21 protein-coding genes and 2 pseudogenes are annotated in these 24,693 nt (G+C 60.0%); 9 read left to right on the top strand and 14 right to left on the bottom strand.

The features are described 5' to 3' along the window. The first annotated feature begins 13 nt into the window (after positions 1-13). The 8 genes and pseudogenes from FQ182_RS05340 (at position 14) to FQ182_RS05305 (ending at position 6,546) form a co-directional block, all read left to right on the top strand. Positions 14-1,261 (top strand): NAD(P)/FAD-dependent oxidoreductase, encoded by a 1,248-nt coding sequence (locus FQ182_RS05340; RefSeq protein WP_149411237.1) that lies wholly within the window; start codon positions 14-16, stop codon positions 1,259-1,261. Beyond that, positions 1,258-1,992, top strand: coding sequence for a class I SAM-dependent methyltransferase (locus FQ182_RS05335; RefSeq protein ID WP_149411238.1), 735 nt, complete (start codon positions 1,258-1,260; stop codon positions 1,990-1,992). Before FQ182_RS05340 ends, FQ182_RS05335 begins: the two co-directional genes overlap by 4 nt. Then, entirely contained in the window at positions 1,989-2,471 is a 483-nt protein-coding gene (locus tag FQ182_RS05330; protein ID WP_149411239.1) for a hypothetical protein, read from the top strand. Before FQ182_RS05335 ends, FQ182_RS05330 begins: the two co-directional genes overlap by 4 nt. After that, entirely contained in the window at positions 2,468-3,646 is a 1,179-nt protein-coding gene (locus FQ182_RS05325; protein WP_149411240.1) for a beta-ketoacyl-[acyl-carrier-protein] synthase family protein, read from the top strand. The genes FQ182_RS05330 and FQ182_RS05325 overlap by 4 nt, the downstream gene beginning before the upstream one ends. After that, positions 3,643-4,104, top strand: coding sequence for a hotdog family protein (locus FQ182_RS05320; protein ID WP_133101334.1), 462 nt, complete (start codon positions 3,643-3,645; stop codon positions 4,102-4,104). Before FQ182_RS05325 ends, FQ182_RS05320 begins: the two co-directional genes overlap by 4 nt. Further along, positions 4,101-4,829 carry a 3-oxoacyl-ACP reductase FabG gene (gene fabG, locus FQ182_RS05315; RefSeq protein WP_149411241.1) on the top strand — a complete coding sequence of 243 codons (729 nt, stop codon included), beginning with the start codon at positions 4,101-4,103 and terminating at the stop codon, positions 4,827-4,829. Before FQ182_RS05320 ends, fabG begins: the two co-directional genes overlap by 4 nt. Next, a pseudogene (locus FQ182_RS05310) lies at positions 4,829-6,054 on the top strand (beta-ketoacyl-ACP synthase). The gene fabG and the pseudogene FQ182_RS05310 overlap by 1 nt, the downstream one beginning before the upstream one ends. A gap of 27 nt (positions 6,055-6,081) precedes the next feature. Next, a complete protein-coding gene (locus FQ182_RS05305; protein WP_149411242.1) occupies positions 6,082-6,546 on the top strand; it encodes a hypothetical protein in 465 nt (154 codons plus the stop codon). Positions 6,547-6,767: 221 nt separating this feature from the next. Here FQ182_RS05305 and FQ182_RS05300 read toward each other — a convergent pair whose 3' ends face one another. Both FQ182_RS05300 and FQ182_RS05295 read right to left on the bottom strand, forming a co-directional pair. Further along, positions 6,768-7,151 carry a type II toxin-antitoxin system PemK/MazF family toxin gene (locus tag FQ182_RS05300; RefSeq protein WP_149411243.1) on the bottom strand — a complete coding sequence of 128 codons (384 nt, stop codon included), beginning with the start codon at positions 7,149-7,151 and terminating at the stop codon, positions 6,768-6,770. An 87-nt stretch (positions 7,152-7,238) separates the two neighbouring features. Further along, positions 7,239-8,132 (bottom strand): LysR family transcriptional regulator, encoded by an 894-nt coding sequence (locus FQ182_RS05295; protein WP_149411244.1) that lies wholly within the window; start codon positions 8,130-8,132, stop codon positions 7,239-7,241. Between the two features lie 124 nt (positions 8,133-8,256). Between FQ182_RS05295 and FQ182_RS05290 the strand changes: the two genes are divergently transcribed. Then, positions 8,257-9,531: an MFS transporter gene (locus FQ182_RS05290; protein ID WP_149411245.1), complete on the top strand. Its 1,275-nt coding sequence runs from the start codon at positions 8,257-8,259 to the stop codon at positions 9,529-9,531. A gap of 28 nt (positions 9,532-9,559) precedes the next feature. Here the strand turns inward: FQ182_RS05290 and FQ182_RS05285 are convergent, their stop codons facing one another. The 12 genes and pseudogenes from FQ182_RS05285 to pilM all read right to left on the bottom strand — a co-directional run bounded on the left by FQ182_RS05285 (position 9,560) and on the right by pilM (position 24,595). Next, positions 9,560-9,910: a YgiW/YdeI family stress tolerance OB fold protein gene (locus FQ182_RS05285; RefSeq protein WP_149411246.1), complete on the bottom strand. Its 351-nt coding sequence runs from the start codon at positions 9,908-9,910 to the stop codon at positions 9,560-9,562. 112 nt (positions 9,911-10,022) lie between these two features. After that, positions 10,023-11,090, bottom strand: coding sequence for a uroporphyrinogen decarboxylase (gene hemE, locus FQ182_RS05280; protein WP_149411247.1), 1,068 nt, complete (start codon positions 11,088-11,090; stop codon positions 10,023-10,025). 187 nt (positions 11,091-11,277) lie between these two features. Beyond that, a complete protein-coding gene (locus FQ182_RS05275; protein ID WP_149411248.1) occupies positions 11,278-12,696 on the bottom strand; it encodes an FAD-dependent oxidoreductase in 1,419 nt (472 codons plus the stop codon). Between the two features lie 32 nt (positions 12,697-12,728). Next, positions 12,729-17,174 (bottom strand): glutamate synthase large subunit, encoded by a 4,446-nt coding sequence (gltB, locus tag FQ182_RS05270; protein ID WP_149411249.1) that lies wholly within the window; start codon positions 17,172-17,174, stop codon positions 12,729-12,731. 349 nt (positions 17,175-17,523) lie between these two features. After that, positions 17,524-19,062, bottom strand: coding sequence for an SPOR domain-containing protein (locus tag FQ182_RS05260; RefSeq protein ID WP_149411250.1), 1,539 nt, complete (start codon positions 19,060-19,062; stop codon positions 17,524-17,526). A 10-nt stretch (positions 19,063-19,072) separates the two neighbouring features. After that, positions 19,073-20,173 carry a 3-dehydroquinate synthase gene (gene aroB, locus FQ182_RS05255; RefSeq protein WP_149411251.1) on the bottom strand — a complete coding sequence of 367 codons (1,101 nt, stop codon included), beginning with the start codon at positions 20,171-20,173 and terminating at the stop codon, positions 19,073-19,075. 148 nt (positions 20,174-20,321) lie between these two features. Then, entirely contained in the window at positions 20,322-20,840 is a 519-nt protein-coding gene (gene aroK / locus FQ182_RS05250) for a shikimate kinase AroK (protein ID WP_149411252.1), read from the bottom strand. A gap of 4 nt (positions 20,841-20,844) precedes the next feature. Next, positions 20,845-22,104: pseudogene (locus FQ182_RS05245) on the bottom strand (type IV pilus secretin PilQ); the annotation flags it as partial. A 151-nt stretch (positions 22,105-22,255) separates the two neighbouring features. After that, positions 22,256-22,783, bottom strand: coding sequence for a pilus assembly protein PilP (locus tag FQ182_RS05240; protein ID WP_149411253.1), 528 nt, complete (start codon positions 22,781-22,783; stop codon positions 22,256-22,258). After that, on the bottom strand, positions 22,780-23,400 hold the full coding sequence (locus FQ182_RS05235) for a type 4a pilus biogenesis protein PilO (RefSeq protein WP_149411254.1): 621 nt from the start codon (positions 23,398-23,400) through the stop codon (positions 22,780-22,782). The genes FQ182_RS05240 and FQ182_RS05235 overlap by 4 nt, the downstream gene beginning before the upstream one ends. Then, positions 23,397-23,942, bottom strand: coding sequence for a PilN domain-containing protein (locus tag FQ182_RS05230; protein WP_149411255.1), 546 nt, complete (start codon positions 23,940-23,942; stop codon positions 23,397-23,399). The genes FQ182_RS05235 and FQ182_RS05230 overlap by 4 nt, the downstream gene beginning before the upstream one ends. Continuing rightward, positions 23,942-24,595, bottom strand: coding sequence for a type IV pilus biogenesis protein PilM (gene pilM / locus FQ182_RS05225; RefSeq protein ID WP_149411368.1), 654 nt, complete (start codon positions 24,593-24,595; stop codon positions 23,942-23,944). The genes FQ182_RS05230 and pilM overlap by 1 nt, the downstream gene beginning before the upstream one ends. Between the last annotated feature and the right edge of the window lie 98 nt (positions 24,596-24,693).

The raw sequence follows: 24,693 nt of genomic DNA, 5'->3' as shown, positions 1-24,693 counted from the left end.
GCAAGGAGCCACAGTGTCCACAGTTGAAATGGAACGTCGCCAGGTGGTGGTGATTGGTGCCGGTCCGTCCGGCGCCATTGCTGCCGCTCTGCTTAAACGTAACGGGCATGATGTGTTGATCATCGAGCGCCAGCACTTCCCGCGCTTTTCCATCGGCGAAAGCCTGTTGTCCCACTGCATCGACTTTATCGAAGAAGCTGGCATGCTCGACGCGGTCAACGCTGCCGGTTTCCAGGTGAAAACCGGTGCCGCGTTTGCCTGGGGCGAGCGCTACAGCGCCTTTGATTTTGGCGACACCTTCAGCAACGGCAAACCCACCACCTTCCAGGTGCAGCGCGGCGAGTTCGACAAGCTGCTGGCGGATCAAGCGGCGTTGCAGGGCGTGGAAATTCGTTACGGCCAGACCCTCGTCGGCGTCGACTTTGCCGCAGGCAACCGTTACCTGCACATACGCCGGGAGAACGGCAGCGAGTACCACCTCAAGGCCTGTTTCGTACTGGACGCCAGCGGTTACGGCCGCGTCCTGCCGCGCCTGTTGGACCTGGAGGCGCCGTCGAACTTCCCGTTACGCCAGGCGGTATTTACCCATGTCGAGGACCGTATCGAACATCCGGGCTTCGACCGCAGCAAGATCCTCGTCACCACACACCCGACCAAGCGCGATATCTGGTTCTGGACCATCCCGTTCAGCAACGGCCGTTGCTCGGTAGGCGTGGTGGCGGCCAAGGAGCATTTCGACGGCCGCGATGCAGACCTCGACGCTTGCTTGCGCAGCTTTATCGACGAAACCCCAAGCCTGTCCACAGTGCTGAAAAACGCGGTGTGGGATACCGAGGCCAGGACCATCGGCGGCTATTCGGCCAACGTCAAAGCCTTGCATGGTCCAGGCTTTGCTTTGCTGGGTAACGCGGCGGAATTCCTCGACCCGGTATTTTCCTCCGGCGTGACCATCGCCATGCGGTCGGCGAGCATGGCCGCCGGTTTGCTGCACCGACAATTGCAAGGCGAAACGGTCGACTGGCAAAGCGAGTTTGCCGAGCCGTTGAAGCGTGGAGTCGACACCTTCCGTTGCTACGTCGAGGGCTGGTACGCGGGAACGTTCCAGGATGTGATTTTCCATCCCACCAGCTCACCGGACATTCGTCGGATGATCAGTTCGATCCTCGCCGGATATGCCTGGGATGAGCGCAACCCGTTTGTCAGCGAGCCCAAGCGCCGGCTGCGGATGCTCTCGCAAATCTGCGCGGGAGATGGGGTATGAGCAGCCAATACCTGAGCAAAAACTACGTCGAGGAAACCAGGTTCGGCTTCTGGTTCCTGCGTAGCCACACCTGGCAGCACCATGTGCTGCGGGTAGCAATCAACGACCTGCGCAGTTTGTTCAGCGACCCGTTGCCGGTTGCGCCGGTGCTGCTGGATGCCGGTTGTGGCCAGGGCAAGTCGTTCCAGTATTTGCAGCAAGTGTTCGCCCCCGAGCGCCTGATCGGTCTGGACGCTGATCCCCACAGCCTGGACTTGAGCCGTGCTGAAGCGACGCGCCAGGGCCTCGCCATCGAGTTGATCGGCAGCGACTGCGCAACGCTGGATGTGGCCGATGCCAGTGTCGATATTCTGTTCTGTCACCAGACTTTCCATCACCTGGTGGAGCAGCAGCGCGCACTGAGCGAGTTCTATCGAGTGCTCAAGCCCGGCGGTTATTTGCTGTTTGCCGAGTCCACCGAAGCGTACATCGACACGTGGGTCATTCGCTGGCTGTTCCGCCATCCGATGCATGTGCAGAAAAGCGCTGCCGAGTACCTGGAGATGATTCGCGAACAGGGCTTCGAGTTCGAGCTGAAAAACGTTTCCTATCCGTACCTGTGGTGGAGCCGCTCCACGGATTTCGGCTTGCTGGAACGCTGGGGACTGCGCCGGGCCAAGCCGTTCGGCGAGCGGGAAGAAACCCTGGTTAACGTGGTCGCGCGCAAACCCCTCGCGGGCCCCGAGCAATGATCCGTGCGCTGCTGATGGGCTGTGTTTTATTGCTGAGCGCTTGCGCCAGCCAGCCGCCGTTGCCGGCGAAGAATCCGACCCTGACCTTGCCCCTGCAATTGCATGTAGAGCGCGAGCAGAACGGCCAGCGTCAGGATTGGCTGCTGGTGATCCAGCGTGAAGACGGCGCGATTCGCTGGTCGATGATGGACCCGCTGGGCATTCCCCAGGCCCGGCAAAAGCTGATCGACGGCGCCTGGCAGGCGGACGGTTTGCTGCCGCCCAACCCTCAGGCGCGGGAGTTGTTTGCCGCGTTGCTGTTTGCCCTGACCCCGGCAAATGAAGTGCCCGGCAACTATCCTGGCGCCCGTGAGTTCGACGATATCAGGGTGCTCAAGCCCCATTGGCAGATCATTTACCAATCGCCTCAGGTGTTCACCGTGAACCTGCCCGGCCAGGACCTGAACTACCACATCACCCCGCTGGAGGCTGCCCCATGACCGCCTACCTCAATGCCCTCGGCGTGATCTGCGCCTTGGGCCGTGGCAAGGGTGAAGTCAGCCGCAACCTGTTTGCCGCAGACTGCTCCGGCATGCGCGCGGAAAGTGGCTGGGTGCCCGAGCGCATACTGCCGGTGGCCGGCGTACACGGTGAACTGGCGACGATCCCACCAGAACTGGGCCAGCAGAGCAGCCGTAATAACCAACTGCTGCTGGAAGCCGCGTTGCAGATCTTTGATGAGATCCAACAGGCGATCGAGACTTTTGGTGCGGCGCGCATCGGCATCGTTCTCGGCACCAGCACTTCGGGTATCGACGAAGCCAGCCACGGCATCGCTCATTACCTGCGGGACAAGCAGTTCCCCAGCGACTACGACTACCAGCAACAGGAACTCAGCGCCCCGGCCAACTTCCTCACGGACTGGCTGCAACTGAGCGGCCCGGCCTACGTCATTTCTACCGCCTGCACTTCCAGCGCCCGCGCATTGATGAGTGCCCAGCGCCTGCTGGACCTGGGCATGTGCGATGCGGTGTTGTGCGGTGGCGTCGACAGCCTGTGCAAGCTGACCCTCAATGGTTTTTCATCCCTGGAAGCGGTGTCGGCGCAGCGCTGCAATCCGTTCTCGGTGAACCGCAATGGCATCAACATCGGTGAGGCGGCGGTGCTGTTCCTGATGAGCAAGACCCCGGCGCCCATCGCCCTGCTGGGCAGCGGCGCCAGTTGCGATGCCCACCATATTTCCGCACCGGAGCCCACCGGCAAAGGTGCGCTGCAGGCGATGAGCAAGGCCTTGGCCAGCGCGAAACTGCAACCCAAGCAGATCGGCTACCTGAACCTGCACGGCACCGCGACCCAGCATAACGACGCCATGGAAAGCCTGGCCGTGGCCAGCCTGTTCCCCTTTGGGGTGGCCTGTTCCTCGACCAAACCCATGAGCGGCCATACCCTGGGCGCCGCGGGTGCGCTGGAAGCAGCGTTCTGCTGGCTGAGCCTGTGCGCCGAGAACACCGCCCGCGCCTTGCCGCCTCACATTTGGGACGGTCAGGCCGACCCGGCGCTGCCCGCTTTAAAGTGGGTCGAGCCTGGTGACACCCTGGAAAAACGCTGCCTGATGAGTAACTCCTTCGCCTTCGGCGGCAACAACGTCAGCCTGATTATCGGAGACGCCCCATGATCGATTGGCCGCTCGCCGAACTGCTGCCTCACGCCGGTGACATGATCCTGATCGATCAGGTCCTGGCGTTCGATGAAGAACAGATTCATACCCGCCTCACCGTCACACCAGGCGGCCTGTTCAACCTGGACGACGGCAGCCTGCCCGCCTGGGTTGGCGTCGAACTGATGGCGCAAAGCGTCGCCGCCTGGGCCGGTTGCCGCGCCCGGCAGAACGGTGATGAAGTCGGCTTGGGATTTCTCTTGGGCACCCGAAAATTTGAATGCAATGTGGAGCGTTTTCCGGCTGGCAGCGAACTGACCATCCACGGCCTGTGCTCCCTGGAAGATGACAACGGCATGGGTGTGTTCGAATGCCACCTCACCGGGCCCGGTATCCAGGCCAGTGCGCGCCTGAACGTATTTCGACCGCCACAGGCGGCTACTTATTTAGCTGAATCCGAAGGAGTCCCTTCATGACTGAATCCATACTGGTCACCGGCTCCAGCCGTGGCATCGGCCGCGCCATTGCCCTGCGCCTGGCAAAGGCCGGCCATGACATTGTGCTGCATTGCCGAAGCGGCCGGGCCGAGGCTGACACCGTCCGAGACGAAATCGAGACCTTGGGCCGCAATGCTCGGGTGCTGCAATTCGACGTATCGGATCGCGCCAGCTGCAAGGCGACTCTGGAAGCAGACGTGGAAGAACATGGCGCCTACTACGGCGTCGTGCTGAATGCCGGGCTGACTCGTGATGGCGCGTTTCCCGCCCTGTCGGAAGACGACTGGGACGTGGTGATGCGCACCAATCTCGACGGTTTCTATAACGTGCTGCACCCGGTGATGATGCCGATGATTCGTCGACGCGCAGCGGGGCGGATTGTTTGCATCACGTCGGTTTCCGGGTTGATCGGCAATCGCGGCCAGGTCAACTACAGCGCCTCGAAAGCCGGGTTGATCGGTGCCGCCAAGGCATTGGCCATCGAACTGGGCAAGCGCAAGATCACCGTCAACTGCGTGGCCCCTGGGCTGATTGACACAGCGATGCTCGACGAAAACGTGCCATTGGAAGAACTGATGAAGATGATCCCGGCCCAGCGCATGGGCACCCCGGAAGAAGTCGCCGGCGCAGTGAATTTTCTGATGTCGGCCGAGGCGAGTTACATCACCCGTCAGGTGCTGGCCGTCAACGGAGGCCTGTGTTGATGAAGCGTGTGGTCGTCACCGGCATGGCCGGCATCACGTCCCTGGGTAGGGATTGGGACAGCATCGCGGCGAACTTTCGTGCCAAGCGCAGCGGTATTCGGCGCATGGATGAGTGGGATCGGTTTACCGAGTTGAATACACGGCTGGCGGGGCCGATCGATGATTTCGTGGTGCCGGCCCACTGGACTCGCAAGCAGCTGCGCAGCATGGGCCGGGTCTCGCGCCTGGCGGTGTGGGCAGCGGAACAGGCGTTGCAGGACGCCGGTTTGCTGGGCGACGAGTCGATCAAGGACGGTCGCATGGGTGTGGCTTGCGGCTCATCCACCGGCAGCACCGATGAGATCAAGGCCTTCGGCAATATGCTGCTCAACTCGGTGGCGCAAGGGCTGAATGCCAACTCCTACGTGCGGATGATGCCCCACACCACCGCGGCGAATATCAGCATTTTTTCGGCCTTACCGGGCGCCTGATTCCCACGTCCAGCGCCTGCACCAGCGGCAGCCAGGGCATCGGCTACGCCTATGAAGCCATCAAGTTCGGCCGCCTGCCGCTGATGCTCGCCGGCGGCGCCGAAGAGCTGTGCCCCACCGAAGCCATGGTGTTCGATGCGCTCTACGCCACCAGCCTGAAAAACGACGCTCCGCAAACCAGCCCGCGTCCTTATGACAGTGGACGCGACGGCCTGGTGATCGGCGAAGGCGGCGGCATGCTGGTACTTGAAGAGCTGGAACACGCCTTGGCACGCGGTGCACACATCCACGCCGAAGTGGTGGGTTTTGGCAGCAACGCCGACGGCCAGCACACCACCCGTCCCGAACAGGTCACCATGCGCCGGGCAATGGAACTGGCGCTGGAAGATGCCGGCCTGGCACCTGACGCCATCGGCTATGTGAACGGCCACGGCACGGCCACGGAACAGGGCGATATCGCCGAAACCCAGGCCACCAGCAACCTGTTCGGCAGCCGCATGCCCATCAGTTCGCAGAAGAGTTTCCTCGGCCACACCCTGGGCGCCTGTGGTGCGCTGGAATCCTGGTTCAGCATCGAAATGATGAATCACGACCTGTACGTGCCCACCTTCAACCTCGATGAAGTGGACCCACGCTGCGGCGAACTGGATTACCTGCGCGGCGAGTTCCGCGAAATGCACAACGACTACGTGATGAACAACAACTTTGCCTTTGGCGGCGTTAACACTTCGCTGATCTTTCGCCGCTGGCAGTAAGCTTTTTTAACTGATTGGAGAAACGGAATGTCTTCCCTGTTACGTGCCACCCTCATCGCCCTGGCCCTGCTGACCGCCGCTGGCTGCACCAGCAAGCCGGTGCTCAACACCCAGACCGACATCCCGGCCAACGTCCAGGCCAGCGACGAAAAGGTCAAACAGGCGATCCTCGCGGCCCTGGAGAAACGCGAATGGACCGTGCAGCGCGCTGATCCGCAACTGATCCAGGCCGAGATCACCGTACGCAACCAGTACCACGCTGAAATCGATATCCGCTACACCCGCACCAGCTACGCCATCACCTACCGCGACAGCCGCGACCTGGGCTACAAGAACGGCAAGATCCATCGCAACTACAACCGTTGGATCAGCATGCTGGATCGGGACATCCTGGCCGGCTTGCGCGCCAATGGGGTGACGGGTGTGAGTGGCAGCAACACGAGCCCGGCAGCGCAGCTGTTCAAGGAGACCGGGACTTCGAAGCAGAATTGAGGCATTTGCTACTTGCCCCTTGAAACGACAAAGGGCGCCTTTCGGCGCCCTCTTCACAAACAGGTTGGCTTGTCATCGCCGCTTCCTGCCTGGCTCTACGATGGCTGGTTGCCCAGGATCCTCAGAGTCTCACAAGCCCCTTTCGGGAACCCGGCCAGTATGCCTGAAAACAGGTAATCGGCAATTGGTGTCATATCGCCGCTCGTCACGTCTGACACTCATCACAACCCCAACGCACTGCGCACCGCCGCTTTCACTGCCAAGAATTGTTCACTGGTAAGTTCGGCTATTTTGTAAATGCGTTTTCCATGCCGATCTTTGCTCTTGATCCGATCAAGCCTGCCTAGATTAACGGTAGCGACGATATCGCATTTCGCCCAACAGACCGGACTCGCTCCTTGCAAATGGCTTTCCAACTGAAAATGGTGCTCAAGCACCGTTCGCGGTTCCGTGGTGCTCAAGGGCACCACTGTTACCAACAACTTATTGGTCCTGTGCTTGCGTATCACAATGACAGGCCTGACCTTGATGATCTCCGGAGCTTCATAGCCCCGAAAATCACAAATCAGCACACTGCCTTCTTTAGGCTGGTAGAGAAGTGCCATCCATGTCTCTCGCTTAAAAAGAAGCGATTCTGCGTAAATCCACAACAAACTACTAAGACGGTTCCGTTACTTGAGATGTGATCGTCGCTACACCACTGCCTTACGCCTCAGCAACTCAACAAACGCCTTGGCCATGGGCGATGGCTGGCCCTTGCGCTGTACCAGCCACACCGCCGTCACCGCTTCCTGATCAAGCAGGGTGCGGTAGACCACGCCATCAATACGGATGCGCTGATAGGACGCAGGCAGTACCGAGACGCCCAGGCCGGCGGCGACCAAACCGATGATGGTCATGGCCTCCCCCGCTTCCTGGGCGAAGTGCGGGCTGAAGCCGGCGTCGCGGGCCAGGTTAAGTAACTGGGCGTACAAACCACTGCCATAGGTGCGCGGGAAAAATACAAAAGGCTCGTCTGCCAATTGCGCCAGATGCAAACCGCGCTCGCTACCGTCCACCAGCGGGTGACCTGCGTTAAGTACAGCCACCAGCGGCTCACGCATCAACTCCACAACGCTCAAGGAGTCCGGCAACGGCAACGGCCGCATCAACCCAACCTGGATCGACTCGTCCACCAGCGACTCAGCCACCTCGGTACTGCTCATTTCCTGCAAGCTCAGATGCACCGCCGGGAAGGCCTGGCGAAAGGCGAATATTGCCTGTGGGATGCTGGAGTTGAACGGCGCAGAAGAGGTGAAGCCGATCTTCAGTTCGCCCAACTCCCCCAGTTGCGCACGACGCGCCACGTCCGCCGCTTTACCGACCTGGGCCAGCACCAATCGCGCCTCTTGCAGGAACAGTCGACCCGCTTCGCTCAGTTCGACCCGGCGATTGGTACGTTCAAATAAACGAGCGCCAATCTCTTGTTCCAACGCTTGGATCTGCTGGCTCAGCGGCGGCTGCGAGATGCCCAGCACCTGAGCCGCGCGGCCGAAATGGAGCTCTTCGGCAACGGCAATGAAGTAACGCAGATGGCGCAATTCCATGGAAACCCTATTAGGTCGTAAAAGCTATCAAACAGGTCGAACAATATATTGGAAAGAATCATTAGGCAGCTATATTCTTTTTCCCATTGCCAGCCCTGGCTGCTTTTCCGCCCCGAGGTCCCGCGTGAAATCTGCTGTCGCCCCACTTGCTCAAGAAGTCCCGCCCACCGCCCTGGATGAGGTGGTGGCGCAGCTCAATGAGCAGTACATCGAAAAAGGCACGCCGATGTTCATGCGCACAGTGCTGGCGCTGTTTTCCGGCGGCTTCGCCACCTTCGCCTTGCTCTATTGCGTGCAGCCGATGATGCCCGCGCTGTCCCACGAGTTTTCCATCAATGCCGCGCAGAGCAGCCTGATTCTTTCGGTAGCCACCGGCATGCTGGCCTTTGGTTTGCTGATTACCGGTCCGATTTCCGACACCCTTGGGCGCAAGCGAGTGATGGTTGCCGCGCTATTCTGCGCCGCACTGTGCACCATCGCCAGCGGCCTGATGCCCACTTGGGAGGGTATTTTGCTGATGCGGGCTTTGGTGGGCCTGTCCTTAAGTGGCCTGGCCGCCGTGGCGATGACCTACCTGAGCGAAGAAATACATCCACAACACATCGGCCTGGCCATGGGCTTGTACATCGGTGGCAACGCCATTGGCGGCATGAGCGGGCGCTTGATCATTGGTGTACTGATCGACTTCGTCAGTTGGCACACGGCGATGTTGATCATCGGCGCCCTGGCGCTGATCGCGGCCACGGTGTTCTGGAAAATCCTCCCCGAATCGCGCAACTTCCGCGCCAGCACCCTGAACCCGCGCAGCCTGCTGGACGGCTTCACCATGCACTTCAAGGACGCCGGCCTGCCGTGGCTATTCCTTGAAGCCTTCCTGTTGATGGGCGCGTTCGTGACGATGTTCAACTACATCGGCTATCGCTTGCTGGCAGATCCGTATGACTTGAGCCAAGCCGTAGTGGGCCTGCTGTCGCTGGTGTACCTGTCGGGCATCTATAGCTCGGCAAAAATCGGTTCACTGGCCGACCGCCTGGGCCGTCGGCGGGTGCTCTGGGCCACCATCGTGCTGATGCTCGCCGGCATCACCCTGACGCTGTTTACGCCGCTGGTGCTGGTGATCGTCGGCATGTTGATGTTCACGTTTGGTTTCTTCGGCGCCCACTCGGTGGCCAGCAGCTGGATCGGCCGGCGCGCGCTGAAAGCCAAGGGCCAGGCCTCGTCGTTGTACCTGTTCAGTTATTACGCCGGGTCGAGCATTGCCGGGACGGCGGGTGGGATTTTCTGGCACTACGCGGGGTGGAGCGGGATCGGCGGCTTTATCACCAGCCTACTGGTGATTGCTTTGCTGGTGGCATTGCACCTGAGCAAACTGCCGGCAAAAAACGAAAAGGGCCGCTAAGCGGCCCTGTGGAGATGTGTGTCAGTGGTCAGTTGATAATTTCCACACGGTCAACATCGATCTCACGGCTCATCAGGCCCTTGTCGACCTCACCGGTCAGCTTGACTTGGGTCTTCTCATTGAAGGGAACGGGTGGCAGGTCCTCATCATCGATTTCCACAGCGATGGTACCGGTGGTGTCCTTGAACTCGTACTTTTCGTGGTCTTTGAGGCGACTGACGATATGACCTTGCAATACCACAGGCGTATCGTCGGATGCAGCTTGGGCGCCAGCAACAGTGACCACCGATTGCGCACCGGGGCCAGTGTAACCAGCACCCGCCAGGGCTGCGGTGCTAAACAAGGGGGCCAACAGGAGAGCTAAGTAACGGGTTTTCATGGGAGTGATCCAATTTGGGTTTCGATGGGGTCAGCATAAACACCGCGCCTGAATTGAAACTTAATGCAAAACGCCCGGCACAGGCCGGGCGTTATTTGTTATCGCAACCTGGTTACTCGTGATATTGCGCCGACAACTCATGCACCGCCCGTATGAATGCGCCAGCGTGCTCCGGGTCAACTTCCGGCGTAATCCCGTGACCAAGGTTGAACACATGGCCGCTGCCTTTGCCGTAGCTGGCGAGGATGCGGCCAACTTCGGTGCGGATCGCTTCCGGCTTGGCGTACAGCACAGTCGGGTCCATGTTGCCTTGCAGCGCCACTTGGCCGCCCACGCGACGGCGGGCTTCGCCGATGTCACAGGTCCAGTCCAGGCCCAGTGCGTCCGCGCCAACATCAGCGATGCTTTCCAGCCACAGGCCGCCGCCCTTGGTGAACAGGATCACCGGCACCTTGCGACCTTCATGTTCGCGGATCAGGCCGCTGACGATTTTGCGCATATAGGCCAGGGAGAACTCCTGGTACGCCGCCGCCGACAGGTTGCCACCCCATGTGTCAAAGATCTGCACCGCTTGGGCGCCTGCCATGATCTGGGCGTTGAGGTAGGAGGTGACCGACTGAGCCAGCTTGTCCAGCAACAGATGCATAGCTTGCGGGTTGTCGTAGAGCATGGCCTTGGTCTTGCGGAAGTCTTTCGACGAGCCGCCTTCGACCATGTAGGTGGCCAGGGTCCACGGGCTGCCGGAGAAGCCGATCAGCGGCACGCGGCCGTTCAGCTCACGGCGAATGGTGCTGACCGCGTCCATGACGTAGCCCAGGTCCTTGTGAGGATCGGGGATCGGCAGGGCTTCGATGTCGGCCAGGGTGCTGACGACTTTCTTGAAACGCGGGCCTTCGCCGGTTTCAAAGTACAGGCCTTGGCCCATGGCGTCAGGGATGGTCAGGATATCGGAGAAGAGGATGGCCGCATCCAGTTGTGGATAACGGTCCAGCGGCTGCATGGTGACTTCGCAGGCGAACTCCGGGTTCATGCACAGGCTCATGAAGTCGCCGGCTTTGGCGCGGCTGGCGCGGTACTCCGGCAGGTAGCGACCGGCTTGACGCATCATCCACACAGGGGTGACGTCAACAGGTTGCTTGAGCAGGGCACGAAGGAAACGGTCGTTCTTGAGGGCAGTCATGTCGGCATCCGCATAAAAAGTGCGGGCATTTTCTCAGAGCGCGACGTAAAAGGCACGGTATGCGCCGTGCCTTTTGTCTATCGGGTCAATTAGTCGCAGAGGAACAGCTGCAAGTTATAAGCTGCAAGCCGCAAGCACCGTGGCTTTGAGCTTGCAGCTAATAGCTTGAAACTTGCAGCTGGCGTCGTCAGACGCCCAGGTAATCCAGGATCCCTTCAGCGGCAGTGCGGCCTTCGAAGATCGCCGTCACCACCAGGTCAGAACCGCGAACCATATCGCCACCGGCGAAGATTTTCGGGTTGCTGGTCTGGTGTTTGTACTGGGCTTGTTCCGGAGCCACGACGCGGCCCTGGCTGTCGGTCTGGATGCTGAACTGCTCAAACCAAGACGCCGGGCTTGGACGGAAGCCGAAGGCGATGACCACGGCGTCAGCCGGGATGATCTCTTCGGAACCCGGGATCGGCTCGGGGCTGCGACGGCCACGGGCATCCGGTTCGCCGAGACGAGTCTCGACCACTTTCACGCCTTCGACGCGATCTTCACCCACAATGGCGATCGGCTGGCGGTTGTAGAGGAATTTCACGCCTTCTTCCTTGGCGTTCTTCACCTCTTTGCGCGAGCCCGGCATGTTGGCTTCGTCACGACGATAAGCACAGGTCACCGACTTGGCGCCCTGGCGAATCGAGGTACGGTTGCAGTCCATCGCCGTGTCGCCACCGCCCAGTACCACGACCTTTTTGCCTTTCATGTCGACGAAGTCTTCCGGCGACTTTTCAAAGCCCAGGTTGCGGTTGACGTTGGCGATCAGGAAGTCCAAAGCGTCGTAGACGCCCGGCAGGTCCTCACCGGCAAAGCCGCCCTTCATGTAGGTGTAGGTGCCCATGCCCATGAACACGGCATCGTATTCTTCGAGCAGTTGCTCCATGGTCACGTCTTTGCCGATCTCGGTGTTGAGACGGAACTCGATGCCCATGCCGGTGAACACTTCGCGACGGTGGCTCAGCACGGTCTTTTCCAGCTTGAATTCAGGGATGCCAAAGGTCAGCAGGCCACCGATTTCCGGGTTCTTATCGAACACCACCGGAGTCACGCCGCCACGCACCAGTACATCGGCACAGCCCAACCCCGCAGGCCCGGCACCGATGATCGCCACACGTTTGCCGGTGGGTTTGACCTTGGACATGTCCGGGCGCCAGCCCATGGCGAACGCGGTGTCGGTGATGTACTTCTCCACCGAACCGATGGTCACCGCCCCAAAACCGTCGTTGAGGGTGCAGGCACCCTCGCACAGACGATCCTGTGGGCACACCCGGCCGCAGACTTCCGGCAAGGTGTTGGTCTGGTGGGACAGCTCGGCGGCGGCGAGGATGTTGCCCTCAGCCACCAATTTGAGCCAGTTGGGAATGAAGTTGTGCACAGGGCACTTCCATTCGCAATACGGGTTACCGCAACCCAGGCAGCGGTGGGCCTGGTCGGCCGAGTGCTGGGGTTTGAAGGGTTCGTAGATTTCCACGAACTCTTTCTTGCGTTGACGCAACAGTTTCTTCTTCGGATCTTTGCGCCCGACATCGATGAACTGGAAGTCGTTATTCAGACGTTCAGCCATGTTAAAACCTCATCAAACTCTTCAGGCGCATATCACTGCGGGTTGGCACGGGTGCTGGAAAGCAACGATTTCAGGTTGGCAGCCTTGGGCTTGACCAGCCAGAAACGACGCAGGTAGTCATCAAGGTTTTCAGCGAGGTTACGGCCCCATTCGCTGTTGGTTTCCTCGACGTATTCGTCCAGCACATGCTGCAAGTGGTTGCGATAGGATTCCATCGCTTCGCCGCTGATCCGCTGGATGTCCACCAGTTCGTGGTTGACCTTGTCGACGAAGGTGTTGTCCTGGTCCAACACGTAGGCGAAACCGCCGGTCATGCCCGAACCGAAGTTGTAGCCGGTCTTGCCCAGAACGGCGACAAAACCACCGGTCATGTACTCGCAGCAGTGATCGCCAGTGCCTTCCACCACGGTGTGAGCACCGGAGTTACGCACCGCGAATCGCTCGCCGGCAGTACCCGCTGCGAACAGTTTGCCGCCGGTCGCGCCATACAGGCAGGTGTTACCGATGATGGCACTGTCCTGCGTCTTGTAGACGCTGCCCACCGGCGGAACGATCACCAGCTTACCGCCGGTCATGCCCTTGCCCACGTAGTCGTTGGCGTCGCCTTCCAGGTACATGTTCAAGCCGCCTGCGTTCCAGACGCCGAAGCTCTGGCCAGCGGTGCCCTTGAAGCGGAAGGTAATCGGCGCCTTGGCCATGCCCTGGTTGCCGTGTTTACGGGCGATTTCACCGGAGATCCGCGCACCGATGGAACGGTCACAGTTGCAGATATCCAGGACAAATTCGCCGCCGCTGGCATCGTTGATCGACGAAGTAGCCATCTCGACCATCTTCTCGGCCAACAGGCCTTTGTCGAACGGCGGGTTGCGTTCCACCTGGCAGAATTGTGGTTTGTCGGCAGGAATGTGATCGCTGCCCAACAGCGGCGTCAGGTCCAGGTGTTGCTGCTTGGCGGTCTGGCCTTCGAGGATTTCCAACAGATCAGTACGGCCGATCAGCTCTTCGAGAGTGCGCACGCCCAGCTTGGCCAACCACTCACGGGTTTCTTCGGCGACGTAGGTGAAGAAATTCACCACCATGTCGACGGTGCCGATGTAGTGATCCTTGCGCAGCTTCTCATTCTGGGTAGCGACGCCGGTGGCGCAGTTGTTCAGGTGGCAGATGCGCAGGTATTTACAGCCCAGGGCGATCATCGGTGCGGTGCCGAAGCCGAAGCTTTCAGCGCCGAGGATTGCGGCCTTGATCACGTCGAGGCCGGTTTTCAGGCCACCGTCGGTTTGCACCCGAACCTTGCCGCGCAGGTCGTTGCCACGCAGGGTTTGGTGAGTTTCGGCAAGCCCCAGTTCCCATGGCGCGCCAGCGTACTTGATGGAGGTCAGCGGCGATGCGCCGGTGCCGCCATCGTAGCCGGAGATGGTGATCAGGTCGGCATAGGCCTTGGCCACACCGGCGGCGATAGTACCGACGCCGGCTTCTGCTACCAGCTTCACCGAGACCAGGGCCTTGGGGTTGACTTGTTTCAAGTCGAAAATCAGCTGCGACAAATCCTCGATGGAGTAGATGTCGTGGTGCGGCGGTGGCGAAATCAGGGTCACGCCAGGCACTGCGTAACGCAGCTTGGCGATCAGGCCGTTGACCTTGCCGCCTGGCAACTGGCCGCCCTCGCCTGGCTTGGCGCCTTGGGCAACCTTGATTTGCAGCACTTCGGCGTTGACCAGGTATTCCGGGGTCACACCGAAACGGCCAGTAGCCACCTGCTTGATTTTCGAGCTCTTGATGGTGCCGTAACGCGCTGGGTCTTCACCACCTTCACCGGAGTTGGAACGCGCACCCAGGCGGTTCATGGCTTCGGCCAGGGCTTCGTGAGCCTCAGGCGACAAGGCGCCCAGGGAAATACCGGCGGAGTCAAAACGCTTGAGGATCGATTCCAGAGGCTCGATCTCGCTGATGGCCAGTGGCGTGTCCAGGGTTTTCACCTTGAACATATCGCGGATCATCGACACCGGGCGGTTATCCACCAGCGCAGTGTATTCCTTGAACTTGGCGTAGTCGCCTTGCTGCACAGCGGCTTGCAAGGTGCTGACCACATCCGGGTTGTAGGCGTGATATTCGCCACCGTGAACGAACTTCAGCAGGCCGCCTTGCTGGATCGGCTTGCGCGCGCTCCAGGCTTCGGCTGCCAGGGCTTTCTGTTCGGCTTCGATGTCGACGAAACGCGCACCCTTGATGCGGCTCGGCACACCACGGAAGCTCATGTCGCAGACTTCTTCCGACAGGCCGATGGCTTCGAACAACTGAGCACCGCGATAAGACGTGATGGTGGAGATGCCCATCTTCGACAGGATCTTCAGCAGGCCCTTGGTGATGCCTTTACGGTAGTTCTTGAACACCTCATAGAGGTCGCCCAGCACTTCACCGGTACGGATCAGGTCGCCCAGCACTTCGTACGCGAGGAACGGGTAGACCGCCGAGGCGCCGAAACCGATCAACACCGCGAAGTGGTGCGGGTCGCGGGCGGTGGCGGTTTCCACGAGGATATTGGAGTCGCAACGCAGGCCTTTTTCAGTCAGGCGGTGATGCACCGCGCCGGTGGCCAGGGAAGCGTGGATCGGCAACTTGCCCGGGGCGATATGACGGTCGGTCAGCACGATCTGGGTACGACCAGCGCGCGCGGCTTCTTCAGCCTGATCGGCGACGTTACGCACCGCAGCTTCCAGGCCGATGCTCTCGTCGTAGTTCAGGTCGATGATCTGCCGGTCGAAGCCTGGACGCTCCAGGGTCATCAACGAACGCCACTTGGCCGGGGAAATGACCGGCGAGCTGAGGATCACGCGGGAGGCGTGCTCTGGCGATTCCTGGAAGATATTGCGCTCGGCGCCGAGGCAGATTTCCAGGGACATGACAATGGCTTCACGCAGCGGGTCGATCGGTGGGTTGGTCACCTGGGCGAACTGCTGGCGGAAATAGTCATACGGCGTGCGCACACGCTGGGACAGCACGGCCATTGGCGTGTCGTCACCCATGGAGCCGACGGCTTCGTAGCCTTGCTCGCCCAGTGGGCGCAGCACCTGGTCGCGCTCTTCGAACGTGACCTGGTACATCTTCATGTACTGCTTGAGTTGGTCGACGTCGTAGAAAGCCGAGCCGTGGTCGTTGTCTTCCATGGTCGCCTGAATGCGCAGAGCGTTCTTGCGCAGCCATTGCTTATACGGATGACGGGACTTCAAGCGGTTGTCGATGGCGTCGGTGTCGAGAACCTGCCCGGTTTCAGTGTCCACAGCCAGGATCTGCCCAGGGCCTACGCGGCCCTTGGCGATGACGTCTTCGGGCTGGTAATTCCAGACGCCGACTTCCGAAGCCAGGGTGATAAAGCCGTTGGTGGTGGTGACCCAACGCGCCGGGCGTAGACCGTTACGGTCCAGCAGGCACACCGCGTAGCGGCCATCAGTCATCACGACACCCGCCGGGCCGTCCCACGGCTCCATGTGCATGGAGTTGTACTCATAGAACGCCCGAAGATCGGGGTCCATGGTCTCGACGTTCTGCCACGCAGGCGGAATGATCATGCGCACGCCACGGAACAGATCGATGCCGCCAGTGACCATCAGTTCCAGCATGTTGTCCATGCTGGAGGAGTCGGAACCCACGCGGTTGACCAGCGGGCCCAGCTCTTCGAGGTCCATCAAATCGTTGGCGAACTTGGTGCGACGGGCTACTGCCCAGTTGCGGTTACCGGTGATGGTGTTGATCTCGCCGTTATGGGCGAGGAACCGGAATGGCTGGGCCAGCGGCCATTTCGGCAGGGTGTTGGTGGAGAAGCGCTGATGGAACACGCAGATTGCGGTTTGCAGGCGCTCGTCGCTCAGGTCTGGATAGAAGGCGGTCAAATCCGCCGGCATCATCAGGCCTTTATAAATAATGGTCTTGTGGGAAAAGCTGCAGATGTAGTGGTCAGTGTCGGCAGCGTTGGCTACGGACGAACGACGACGGGAAGTGAACAGCTTGATCGCCATGTCCTGATCGCTGAAACCGTCGCCGGAGATGAACACTTGTTCGATCTGCGGCAGACGTTCCAGGGCCAGGCGGCCGAGGACGCTGGTGTCGATGGGCACTTTGCGCCAGCCAACGAGTTGCAGGCCGGCAGCCAGGATCTCGCGGTTCATGTTCTCGCGAGCAGCTTGGGCTTTTACCGGGTCCTGATTAAAAAACACCATGCCCACGGCGTACTGCTTGGGCAAGTCGGCACCGAAATGCTCCTTGGCGATTGCGCGCAGGAACTGGTCGGGCTTTTGAATCAGCAAGCCGCAACCGTCACCGGTCTTGCCGTCGGCGTTGATCCCACCGCGGTGGGTCATGCAGGTCAGGGCCTCGATGGCCGTTTGCAGAAGGGTATGACTGGGCTCGCCCTGCATATGGGCAATCAGGCCGAAACCGCAGTTATCCTTGAATTCATCGGGTTGGTACAGACCTGCTTTCATAGACACTTTCTCACCAGGCTGCCTCTTTGATCGAGGCAAATTTCTTTTCAATTCAACCCGTTACCTTCCACGCCGGACGTACGCCGGCTTTGCGGGGGAAAAAGGGAGGTCATTGTACACACCGACACAGACGCTCACAAATTTAGCGACGAAATGTCGCAAATCTATGTCGCATTTATGAAAGGTTTAAAGCGATATGCTGTGCTAGTCAAAACTTTTTTAATTCTGACCGCTACGACTCAAAAGCGACGTGCGCAGACACCACAAAGCGCGCGGCCTGGAAGGCAGCACGCACTTGCGGTTTTTTTGAGGTGCCGGGAGAGGCGGCCTGGGTAAGGCCGCCGAATCTTCAGCGAGTTGCTGCCAGTTCCTGTTGGACGCTGGCGACAGTACGAGGCCAAGGTTTACCAGCCTGAACCTTCGCTGGCAAGGCCTTGATAGCGGTTACAGCTGCATCACGGCTGGCGAAGTTGCCGTAGGTGATCACGTAAAGTGGCTTGCCGTTAAGGTCTTTCTTGAAATAACGGTACTCGCCGCCCTGCTCCTTGACGAAGTTTTGCGCGCTGGCTTCGGAGCTGGTGCCGAGGATCTGCACCACGTAGTTCTTGGCCGGCTGGCTGGTGTACCAGCTGCTGCCAGCGGAGGCCTTGGCTACGGTCGCAGGCTTGGCAACTGGTGCTGGTTTAGCAACTGGCGCCGGGGCAGGCTTGGCGGTCGCCACCTGGACAGGTGCAGGCGCCGGCTTGGCTACTGGAGCCGGAACAGGCGCGGGGCTCGGTGCTACGCCAGCGGGTGGCGCGGTGGTGGTAACAGTCGGCGGAGTGGCGCTGGAGCCTTCCACTGGCACGCCGTCGTCGCCTTCGGAGATGGCGCCAGCTTCTTCCGCCAACGGGCCACGCATGACCGGCTGGCCGACCATCGGCAGGTTGGTAGGCTGGCCGGAGCCGGAAAATTCAACGGCTGGCGCGCCGTTAGTGGTTGGTTTGCCCAATGGCAGCTGTGCCTGTTCGGCAGGCGCGGTTGTCGGTGCCTTGCTGCGGCCTGGAATCAACCAGGCAGCGGCGACGGCAACCACGACAACAGCGGAAATTGCCAATACGTGTTTCTTCGGCATGGTGAACCCCATCTTTGGACGCTTTACCGCTGAGCGGCTGGCAATCATGGCTTCGATCATGGCATCCCGGGCGACCTGGTTGATGGTGCCAGGCCAGCCGTCGGAGCTTTCGTGAATATCAGAGATCTGCGAAGCGGAAAAAAGTTCGATTCCCTGCCCGGCACCTTCAAGACGCTGGGCCAGGTATTCGCGGGTTTCTTCTTCTTCGTAAGGCTGCAGTTCGATGACATGGAAGCGCTCTTCCTCACCGCTCAACTGCTCCAGATCGGCAATCAGCGACGACTCACCGAACAGGAACACATGAGGACGACCTTCAGGCGTACCGGCCGCCAGGGCCAGCAACGCTTCAAGGGCGGATTCGTCGAGCTGCTCGGCATCATCCACCAGCAGGTAGACTTCCTGGCCGGTCAGACCCAGTTGTACCACTTGCTTGAGGATCGCCGTCGGCTCGGCATTGGACACGTCCAGGGCCTGGGCGACCTGGCGCAGCACGCCCGCCGCATCACCGGCGCCACGGGCTGACACCACCACGCTCTGCACTGACTGCTTGTTGGTGCTGGCCACCAGCGCCTGACGCAACAAGGTCTTGCCACTGCCCAACGGGCCCGTGACCACCAGCAGCAGCTGGCTGTAACGCGCCAGGTGGTGCAACTGCCCCAACACCGGCTTGCGTTGGGCAGGGAAGAATTTGAAACCAGGCACCCGTGGAGCAAAAGGGTCGTGATTTAACTGGTAATGGCCAAGAAACGCCTCGTCAGCATGCAAACTAGTCATCGGGATCTTATTAACCTTTAAGCTGAGCCAGGGCGCGGTAGTCCGCTCCCAGCGTGGCCTGTAAAATCTCTTTCGGATAATCGTCGGTCACTACCGCTTCGCCCATTCGGCGCAACAGCACCAGACGCAGACGACCGTCGATCACTTTCTTGTCTATCGCCATGTGTTCGAGAAAATCAGCTTCAGTCATCACCTCGGGAGGAATGACCGGCAACCCGGCGCGCTGGAACAGGCGAATACCGCGATCACGCTCCTGGCTGCTGATCCAGCCCAGGCGTTGCGACATCTCCAATGCCATCACTGTGCCGGCCGCTACGGCCTCTCCATGCAACCACACACCATAGCCCATGTGCGTTTCGATCGCATGGCCGAAGGTGTGACCCAGGTTCAAAGTGGCCCGTACACCGGACTCGCGCTCGTCGGCATTGACCACCAGCGCCTTGGCAGCGCACGAGCGGGAAATGGCTTCGGTCAGCGCGACCTGGTCCAGGTCGCGCAGGGCGTCGACATGTTCTTCCAACCAGGTCAGGAACGGCTCGTCGCAGATCAACCCGTACTTGATGACTTCCGCCAGGCCCGCCGACAGCTCACGGGGTGGCAGGGTATTGAGGGTAGCGGTATCGATCAGCACCACGTTGGGCTGATAGAACGCACCGACCATGTTCTTGCCCAGAGGGTGATTGATGCCGGTCTTGCCGCCCACCGACGAATCGACCTGGGACAGCAGCGTGGTCGGCACCTGGATAAAGTCCACGCCGCGCTGGTAACAGGCCGCCGCGAAACCGGCCATGTCGCCGATAACCCCGCCGCCTAGGGCAACCACGGTGGTGCGACGATCATGACGGGCAGTGAGCAGGCCGTCGAAGATCAGTTGCAGGGTTTCCCAGGTCTTGAACGCTTCGCCATCGGGCAGAATCACCGAAATAACCGAATACGCCTCAAGGCTGCGACTCAGACGCTCAAGATAAAGCGGCGCAACCGTCTCGTTGGAGATAATCGCCACTTGTCGCCCGGCAATATGCGGTGCGAACAATTCGGGCTGGTCCAACAAACCTTCGCCAATATGGATCGGGTAGCTGCGCTCGCCAAGATCGACCTTAAGTGTCTGCATGTGTCCCCGCGTTGAAGATGGAAGCAGGCGTCTTGCCCTACATTAACGTTTGTCGGCAACGTAGCGATCTGACGCTGCCTGATGGCTCTACGCCACAACTCAGACGGTCATGACGCGCCGCCGAGGATAGCGCATTTCGCGCCTGGCTTTAACGGGGCGACAGTTGCTGCAAGCGCTCAAGAATGTCGAGAACCACCATTCGTGGCGGCCGCTCATCGGTTTCCACCACCAGATCGGCGATTTCCCGATATAGCGGATCGCGCAGCGTCAGCAAGTCCCGCAGGGTTTTCGCCGGATCGGCCGTACGCAACAGCGGGCGATTGCGATCGCGAGCGGTTCGACCGACCTGCTGCTCGACAGACGCATGCAAATAGACGACTCGACCACCGGCATGCAGTGCCCGGCGATTTTCATCGCGCATCACCGCGCCGCCGCCCGTAGCCAATACCACGCCATCGCAGCCACACAGCTCGGCAATCATCGCCTGCTCGCGGTCGCGAAAGCCCAATTCGCCTTCCTTATCGAAGATCCACGGGATATTGGCACCCGTGCGCAATTCAATTTCCTTATCGGAGTCTTTGAATGGCAGGCGCAGCTCTTTGGCCAGCAAACGGCCGATGGTGCTTTTTCCAGCCCCCATCGGTCCAACAAGAATCAAATTTCGCACAGAATCAACGACTCACAGCAATCGCCTGGTTATTCATAATACGCGGAGTCAGGAATACCAGCAGCTCGGATTTTTTCTCCGAAACCACATCCCGCCGGAAAAGGCGGCCAAGATACGGCACATCGCCCAAAAATGGCACTTTATCTACCACTTTGCTTTGGGTATTGGAGAAAACGCCGCCAATCACGATGGTCTCGCCATCCCTGACCAACACCTTGGCATTGACCTCGTTTTTCTTGATGGGCGGCACGTCGTTAAGTTTGTTCAGGTAGTCAGGCTCATCCTTGGTAACCCTGACCTCCATGATCACCCAGTCGTCCGGGGTGATTTGCGGTGTTACTTCCAGGGACAGCGAGGCCTCCTTGAACGACACGGAGGTGGCACCCTCGGACGTGGACTCCTGGTAAGGAATCTCGGTACCCTTGAGGATTCGGGCGGTTTCCTTGTCGGAAGTGACCACCTTGGGCTGCGAGACGATCTCTCCGTTGCCGGTTTTCTCCATGGCCGTCAGCTCCAGGTCCAGCAGCACATTGTCGGTAATAAAGGCGATGCCCAGGCCGGCTGTACCGTTGACCGCACCCAAGTCGACAAAAGGCGAACTGGACGAGTTCTCGGGTTGCTCGCCCTCACCCGATGGCGCTTTGTTGATACCGCCGCCACTCCAGTTGCCCTTGTTCTGGATCAAACCACCCCAGCGCACCCCCAGGCTTTTGTCGTAGTCGACATTGGCTTCGACGATCCGCGCCTCGATCATCACCTGGCGCACCGGGATATCCAGTTGCGCGACGATACGACGCAGCTCGTCCAGGCGCTCCTGCGTCTGATAGACGAGAATATTATTGGTCCGATCATCCACCACCACCGAGCCGCGCTCATTGCTCCCCCCCTCAAGGCCAGCCGCTGACTGGAACAGCTTGGCCAGTTCAGCCGCCTTGGCGTAATTGACTTGCAGCAACTCGCGACGCAACGGTGCCAGCTCGGTCAACTGCTGGCGCGATTCCAGCGCCAGCAACTCCCGCGCAGCCAGTTCATCGGCAGGCGCGACCAGTAACACATTGTCTTTCAGGCGCTTGTCTAGCCCCTTGGTTTGCAGCACCAGATCCAGGGCCTGATCCCAGGGCACATCCTTGAGGCGCAGGGTAATCGAGCCCTGCACCTCATCACTGGCCACCAGGTTGAGGCCGGCAAAGTCGGCAATCAGTTGCAGGACGGCTCGGACCTCGATGTTCTGGAAGTTGAGAGATAACTTATCGCCGCTGAACGCGCTGCGCTCGGTACTGAGGGGCGCACCACCGGGAGGTGGCAAGTGAATCAGGTCGACCCGATTGGGCACAGCCTTGACCATCGGTGCTGCGAACGCTATCCATAGCGCCACACCGAAGGACGAAAAAGTCCTTTTCATTATTTGAATTCCGTTATGAATGCACGTTCAAGGCAAGGGTTCGCGAGCGTTCCAGCCACGCGCCCTCACCATCAGGAAAGAGTTCAACGATCTCGACTTGATCCTCATGGATGGCCATCACCCGCCCATGGTCCCAACCCAGGTAATCACCGACTGCCAGACGGTGTACCCCCGCAGCGCCCCGCAGCAGGGCAAAGGTCTGAGCGCCACTGGACAGTGTGCCAACCATCTCAAACTCATCGATGGCAAAGCCTTCAAGAAACTGCCGAGGGCGGTCAGAGTCTGGCTTCAGCCCCGGCCGGCCCGATGGACGGCTGACAGGCTGGACCTCATTTGGCAGCTGGAAAGGATCGCGCAGTAACACTGGATCGTAGACAAAGCGCGGCACCACGACAGCGACCACAGGCTCCTCGACCAGCGCTGGTACCTGCTGACGAATCGCGTGCAAACGGGCTTCCAGCGCTTGCACATCGGTACCATTGCCGCACCCGGCCAGCGACCCCAGGCAAAGGAACCAGCACACACCATTGAGGCACCTCATGGCGATGCCCCCTGGTCGTTGTAGCGATAGGTCTTGGCGAGCAGGTTCAAGCGCAGCGGCGAGTCGTCTTGCAGATCGGCAGGCCTGATGACGAAATCGTGCAAGGTAACGATTCGCGACAGCCCCGACACACTACTGACGAAGGTCGCCAGGTCGTGATAAGCCCCGATGAGGCTGATCTGCATCGGCAGTTCGATGTAAAGCGGCTGAACTTGCTCATCCAACAGCCTGATTTCCTCGAGTACTAATCCGCCAGTCAGGCCCAGCCGGGTGATGTCTTCAAGTAGACCAGGCACCTCGGTAGCCGTCGGCAACCGGTGCAGTTGCTCAGCGAAGGCACCCCGCATGACCTCAAGCTGGCGGGCATAGGCCTCCAGATTGGCGGCCGGGCCGACCTTATCGGCAAATTGCTGCTGCAAGGTCACTTCCCGGGCTTCCTGTCGATGCAACTGCTCGCGCGACGCGCTCAAGTAGAGGCTGTCGCCCAACATCAGCAACAGGCAGGCGAACGCAATACCCAGCAGAATCTTGCGGGGCAAGGGCCAATGGGCGGCGTTATGGTACAGCGTGGAAAATTCGAGGGTTGTCAGCCTTGGCAGGCTCGACGACAGGCTCATTGCCCCGCCTCGCCGGACTCTCCATGGCCAACCATCAACTGAAAGGCACTGCCAGCCTCTTCGGCCCGCACATGTCGCAAGCTGGGAGTTTGCAGTCCATTGGAGGACTCCAGGCTGCGCATCAAGCGGGCGACGTCATGATTGGATGCTGCAGTTGCGCTGATCTCGACCGAGGTCCCACTCACAGTTATTTCTCGCAACCGCACCCCATCCGGCACAGCACGGGCCAGTTGGTCGAACAGTTGCCCGCCCGCAGAGCGATCACCCTGCAGATCCTCCACGACCTTCATCCGCTCCATCAACTGCCGCCGTTGCTCGCGCAGTTCGTCGATAGTCTTGATCCGCGAATCAAGCACCGTGACTACCTTGCTCAAGTGGTTGTTACGAGCCACCTGCCGATCGATCGCCTGACCGATAATACGATCCGCCAACCACACCGTAGCTAGCGCAATAAGAGCGCTCACCAGCAAAAACACCAAAAAGTATTTGCGCCGCCGCTCAGCCTGTTCTTCGCGCCAGGGCAAAAGGTTGATTCTTGTCATCAATCGAAACTCCTGAGGGCCAAACCGCAAGCGACCCGCAATCTCTGGGCATCAGCAGCCCATTGTGTACCATTGATCCAACTGCCCGGCGTGATGCTGGCAACGACCTGATCGGATGCACGCTCCAGCGCAAACGCCTCGACATCGACTATTTGCGTCGCCAACCCCGCCAGGGCCAGCACCGCCTCACGGGCCTCGACCTGCTCCTTGAGGCAAGCGGCGAGCAGCACATTGATACGCCCCGCCCCCCTGATCGAGGGGCCCTTGACCTGAAAGTCGATTGCCACCTCCTCCAGCGGATAGGGAATGTACTGATCCGCGTCCAGCCGCAGTCGACGCGCAATCTCGTCATCGTCGAGCCCCGCGTCCATCTCCACCAGCCGGGTAATGACCGACGGCCCCGCCACCGCAACGGCTGCCTTCCTGACAGACGTCTGCGACTGGAACAGTGCCTTGGAAAGCGCCTGCCCGACAACCTCCAGATCAACAATATTGCTGTCGATCACTGCATGGCCCGGCAAAGACTGGGTGGCGTAGGTTCGTACTGTGTAACCGACGCTTGAGCGAGCCAATTCCACCAGTCTCACCTGCGCATCATTGATGTCGATACCGAGAACGGTATCGGTTTTTCGCCTGAAAAATCCCTTTACCATAAAACTCCCTAAAGCTTTCCCTGTCTCAGGGCTGGCTACTGCCTGAATTGACGCATTCGGTCGGTTTGATTGAGAGGCGCCCATGACGCCCCAAGCTG

Origin of the sequence: Pseudomonas sp. ANT_H4, from assembly GCF_008369295.1 — a bacterium.
GTDB lineage: Bacteria > Pseudomonadota > Gammaproteobacteria > Pseudomonadales > Pseudomonadaceae > Aquipseudomonas.
This window is presented reverse-complemented; position numbering and strand designations above follow the sequence as displayed.

Coding starts and splice junctions, on each gene's coding strand:
- FQ182_RS05300 (WP_149411243.1), bottom strand. CDS start 7,151: ATGGCACTTCTCTACCAGCCTAAAGAAGGCAGTGTGCTGATTTGTGAT.
- FQ182_RS05230 (WP_149411255.1), bottom strand. CDS start 23,942: ATGACAAGAATCAACCTTTTGCCCTGGCGCGAAGAACAGGCTGAGCGG.
- pilM (WP_149411368.1), bottom strand. CDS start 24,595: ATGGTAAAGGGATTTTTCAGGCGAAAAACCGATACCGTTCTCGGTATC.
- FQ182_RS05240 (WP_149411253.1), bottom strand. CDS start 22,783: ATGAGGTGCCTCAATGGTGTGTGCTGGTTCCTTTGCCTGGGGTCGCTG.
- fabG (WP_149411241.1), top strand. CDS start 4,101: ATGACTGAATCCATACTGGTCACCGGCTCCAGCCGTGGCATCGGCCGC.
- FQ182_RS05325 (WP_149411240.1), top strand. CDS start 2,468: ATGACCGCCTACCTCAATGCCCTCGGCGTGATCTGCGCCTTGGGCCGT.
- FQ182_RS05335 (WP_149411238.1), top strand. CDS start 1,258: ATGAGCAGCCAATACCTGAGCAAAAACTACGTCGAGGAAACCAGGTTC.
- FQ182_RS05330 (WP_149411239.1), top strand. CDS start 1,989: ATGATCCGTGCGCTGCTGATGGGCTGTGTTTTATTGCTGAGCGCTTGC.
- aroB (WP_149411251.1), bottom strand. CDS start 20,173: ATGCAGACACTTAAGGTCGATCTTGGCGAGCGCAGCTACCCGATCCAT.
- FQ182_RS05235 (WP_149411254.1), bottom strand. CDS start 23,400: ATGAGCCTGTCGTCGAGCCTGCCAAGGCTGACAACCCTCGAATTTTCC.
- FQ182_RS05295 (WP_149411244.1), bottom strand. CDS start 8,132: ATGGAATTGCGCCATCTGCGTTACTTCATTGCCGTTGCCGAAGAGCTC.
- hemE (WP_149411247.1), bottom strand. CDS start 11,090: ATGACTGCCCTCAAGAACGACCGTTTCCTTCGTGCCCTGCTCAAGCAA.
- FQ182_RS05305 (WP_149411242.1), top strand. CDS start 6,082: ATGTCTTCCCTGTTACGTGCCACCCTCATCGCCCTGGCCCTGCTGACC.
- gltB (WP_149411249.1), bottom strand. CDS start 17,174: ATGAAAGCAGGTCTGTACCAACCCGATGAATTCAAGGATAACTGCGGT.
- FQ182_RS05260 (WP_149411250.1), bottom strand. CDS start 19,062: ATGACTAGTTTGCATGCTGACGAGGCGTTTCTTGGCCATTACCAGTTA.
- FQ182_RS05320 (WP_133101334.1), top strand. CDS start 3,643: ATGATCGATTGGCCGCTCGCCGAACTGCTGCCTCACGCCGGTGACATG.
- FQ182_RS05285 (WP_149411246.1), bottom strand. CDS start 9,910: ATGAAAACCCGTTACTTAGCTCTCCTGTTGGCCCCCTTGTTTAGCACC.
- FQ182_RS05275 (WP_149411248.1), bottom strand. CDS start 12,696: ATGGCTGAACGTCTGAATAACGACTTCCAGTTCATCGATGTCGGGCGC.